Here is a 3,360-nt window from a genome sequence, read left to right on the forward strand (position 1 = left end):
GCGCTCCAGGCGGCCGCCGGGGTCGGCGCGCAGCGAGCCCATCGCCTGGTGGCGCCCGATCAGCATCAGTTCGCGTTCGAGGTCGCCGAGCTCCTAGGAGCAGCCGCCCGGGACGCACGCCCCGGCGGCGCGGCGCGGTGGCCGTACCGCCCTGGCCGTCCTGGTCGGAGCCTGGGCCGGATTCACCGCGCTGGCCGTGCTCTTCGCCGTCCACGGCACGGCGCCGTTCGGCTGGGAGCGGGACGCGGTCCAGTGGTCCGGCAGCCACCGGCCCGGTGCGGCCCGCGTCGCGGCCTCCCTGGTCACGTCCTTCGGCAGCGCCCTCGTCCCGTACGCGGCGGTGATCGGGGCCGGGCTGCTCACGGCACGCCGCGTCCCGGCCGGACCGCGGAGACTGCTCGTCGCCCTCGCCCCGCTCGGATGGCTCGGCGCCGGCCAACTGCTGCGGACCCTGATCATGCACGGCTCCGGCCGGCCCCGCCCCCCGGCCTCCGGATGGGCCGTGTCGGCGAGCGGCTTCTCCTTCCCGTCCGGCCACACCTTCACCTCGGCCACCGCCTTCGGCCTGCTCGCCTGGGCGGTCAGCCGGCACCTCGCGGCAACCGGCCGCCCACCCGCCACCCGCCGCCGATGGGCCGCCGTGCTCCTCGGCCTCGCCGCCCTGGTGGGCCTGAGCCGGGTCTACCTCGCCGTGCACTGGCCGCTGGACGTCCTCGGCGGCTGGCTCCTCGCCGCCGGCTGGCTCGCCCTCGGGGCGCTGCTCGCCCGCCGCATCCCCTGGTGGCCGTCGGGGCGGCCGCGGCGGGCGGGGACTGACGGGCCGTAGGGGTCGTGCCGATCGGCACCGTGTACGCGATCATCGGGCCGTGAACGTCGACCCTCGGACACCGCTGGACGACTCCGAACGGACATCGCCCCGGCCGAGGTCCGGCGCCACTTCCAGGACGTTCCGAACCGCGGCGGAGGCATCCTCCGACCCGGCCGTGCGGTCGCGCCGGACCGCGCCGGCAAGGGGCGGTACGGCGCCTGCTCGACGGGAACGCCCGGTCGCCGTTGCCGGTCCGGCACGGAGGTCGGCCGTACCCCGTGGTTCTTCGACCGATCCGTCAGGGGGCGGGGGAGTCGCCCACCAGTAGCCGCAGGGTCAGGGCGCTGAGGGCGGTTTCGGTGTGCGTGGGGTCGGGGGCGACGGTCTGGCGGAAGCGCTGCGACGAGAGCAGGGAGATCAGCCACCAGGCACCGGCGGCGGGGTCGAGGTCGGGGCGGAGGCTGCCGTCGGCGTGGCCCTGTTCGAGCAGGTCGGTGAGGGTGCGGGCGAGGGTCTGATTGCCGCGGCGGGCCGCGTCGAGGACCTCGGGTTCGCTGGTGAGGGTCATGGCGTCCTCGAAGAGCACGCCGACGGTGCCCCGGGCGTGCACCTGGGCGAGGTGCTCGGGGGCGAGGAGTTCGGCGAGCCAGGCGCCGACGGTGGGGCAGCGGCCCGCCCAGGAGCGTAGTCCGTCCGACATGAGCGCGGCCGCGTGGTCGAGGACGGCCGCGAAGACGGCGGCCTTGGAGCCGAAGTTCTGGAACACGACCGGCTCGCTGACCCCGACCCGGCGGGCCACCTCGGACATCTTGCCGCGCTGGTAGCCGAGTTCGGAGAAGACCTCGGTGGCGGCGTCGAGGATCGACGCCCGGCGGTCCTCCGCGCTCAGGCGCGGGCGCCGGGCCTTCTGGGTGGCCTTCTGGGCGGGCTGGGGGGCGGGCACACCGGCATCCTATCGGCCCCTTGCCAGATAACTTAGTGGCGACTAAGTTGAAGTTACTTAGTCGCCACTAAGAAAGGTTCCGGCATGGAACTCGCACGCTTCCTGCACGGCACGGCGGACTCCCGCACGGCCGGACAGACCATCGGCCACGCCCGCGCCTACGAGGCCTTCGGCGCGGTGTTCTTCGGCGGACGCCGCCGCCGCGTCTACACCCGCCTCGCCGAGCTGGCCGGCGCCCGGCCCGGGGACCGCGCCCTGGACGTCGGCTGCGGCACGGGCTACCTCACGCTGCGCCTCGCCGACGCCGTCACCCCGACGGGCCGCGCGGTCGGCGTGGACCCGTCCGCCGAGGTCCTCGCCCACGCCCGGCGCAGCGCCGCCGACCGCCGCCACTGCACCTTCACCGACGGCATCGCCGAGGAACTCCCGGCAGGCGACGGCGAGTTCGACGTGGTGGCCAGCAGCCTGATGGTCCACCACCTGCCCGAGGACGTCCGCGAGCGGGCCGTCGCCGAGATGCGCCGCGTGCTGCGGCCGGGCGGGCGGCTGCTGCTCGCCGACTTCCGCCCGCCGACGGGTCGGGTCGCCCGCCACCTGGTCGGTGCCGTCACCGGGCCGGTGATGGAGCACAACCCCGTCCACCTGCTGCGGCCGCTGGTGGAGCAGGCCGGCTTCACCGAGGTCCGGACGGGCGACCTGCGCCCCTGGATCCACTACGTGCAGGCGGTCAACCCGGGTTCGCCCGCATGACCGCGGCCCTGCGGGCGAACCGTGCCCTGCGGATCGGGGCCCTCGCCCTGGTCGCCGGCGGCCTCGGGTTCCACCTGTGGCTCGGCACCAAGGTCCCGCTGGTGGCCGTCCCGGTCGGTCTGGCCTGCCACCTCGCCGCCGGGGTGGCGGCCCGCCGGGTGCTGCGCGACCGGGCGCGCCCGTACCGGGCGGAGAACGGATAGCGGCAGTGGGACGCGGGCCCCGGCCCGGGAGGTCAGCCGTCCGCGGGTCCGGCGAGGACGCGGACGTTGAAGGGGGCCATGTCGTTGTCGTGCTCCCGGGCGGTGAAGCCCGCGCTCGTCAGGACGGCGAGGAGGGCCGCGCACATGGCCTCGTGCGTCCCGCCGGAGCGTCGGACCGACGGGTGTTCGAGGTCCTTGCGCATCACCGCGGCGACCATGTCGGCCCGCAGCTGCGGGCCCGTCCACCAGGTGACGACCACCTCGGGTGCCAGGCCGAAGAAGTGCCGGTTCCAGGTGTCGACCCGGACCTGGGCGCCGCCGCTGGCGGGCTCCTCGTCCGGTCCGGGGTCGACCACCGGCAGACCCGCCGCGGTGAGGGCGTCGCGGACGCGCCGGGCGAGTCGTTCGGCCGCGTCCAGCGGGTCGGTCACCGGCCGGCCGGGGAGGTGGTGGCCTGGCCCTGTTCGACGTACTCGTGGAGGTCGTAGGCGGAGCCGAGGCCGGTGGCGGCGGTGGTGCCGACGACGGCGAGCAGGCCGGCCACGACCAGGTGGAGGAGGCGGCCGCGGGGGGCCCGCGGGGCGGGGGCCAGCAGCGCGGCGACGCGGACCGGGACCGGTCCGGTGTGGGCGGCGGGGAGGGCGGCCCCGCGCGGT

General features: G+C 76.2%; 5 protein-coding genes and 1 pseudogene. 3 read left to right on the forward strand and 3 right to left on the reverse strand.

The window, feature by feature from the left end:
• Positions 1-196: 196 nt before the first annotated feature.
• Complete coding sequence (locus ABZ641_RS30090; protein ID WP_359986824.1) at positions 197-826, forward strand: phosphatase PAP2 family protein; 630 nt, start codon at positions 197-199, stop codon at positions 824-826.
• Positions 827-1,106: 280 nt separating this feature from the next.
• Here the strand turns inward: ABZ641_RS30090 and ABZ641_RS30095 are convergent, their stop codons facing one another.
• Positions 1,107-1,751, reverse strand: a complete 645-nt coding sequence (locus tag ABZ641_RS30095; RefSeq protein ID WP_344627011.1) for a TetR/AcrR family transcriptional regulator — start codon at positions 1,749-1,751, stop codon at positions 1,107-1,109.
• An 84-nt stretch (positions 1,752-1,835) separates the two neighbouring features.
• On the opposite strand from ABZ641_RS30095, the gene ABZ641_RS30100 reads away from it, so the two are divergent.
• Positions 1,836-2,501 carry a methyltransferase domain-containing protein gene (locus ABZ641_RS30100; RefSeq protein ID WP_359986827.1) on the forward strand — a complete coding sequence of 222 codons (666 nt, stop codon included), beginning with the start codon at positions 1,836-1,838 and terminating at the stop codon, positions 2,499-2,501.
• Positions 2,498-2,704 carry a hypothetical protein gene (locus tag ABZ641_RS30105; protein ID WP_359986830.1) on the forward strand — a complete coding sequence of 69 codons (207 nt, stop codon included), beginning with the start codon at positions 2,498-2,500 and terminating at the stop codon, positions 2,702-2,704. Before ABZ641_RS30100 ends, ABZ641_RS30105 begins: the two co-directional genes overlap by 4 nt.
• Before the next feature lie 32 nt (positions 2,705-2,736).
• Here ABZ641_RS30105 and ABZ641_RS30110 read toward each other — a convergent pair whose 3' ends face one another.
• Positions 2,737-3,135, reverse strand: coding sequence for a hypothetical protein (locus ABZ641_RS30110; RefSeq protein ID WP_359986833.1), 399 nt, complete (start codon positions 3,133-3,135; stop codon positions 2,737-2,739).
• Positions 3,132-3,360, reverse strand: a pseudogene (locus tag ABZ641_RS30115) (M56 family peptidase); the annotation flags it as partial. The pseudogene ABZ641_RS30115 and the gene ABZ641_RS30110, both read right to left, overlap by 4 nt.

This window comes from Kitasatospora sp. NPDC007106 (assembly GCF_040634455.1).
Lineage (GTDB): Bacteria > Actinomycetota > Actinomycetes > Streptomycetales > Streptomycetaceae > Kitasatospora > Kitasatospora arboriphila.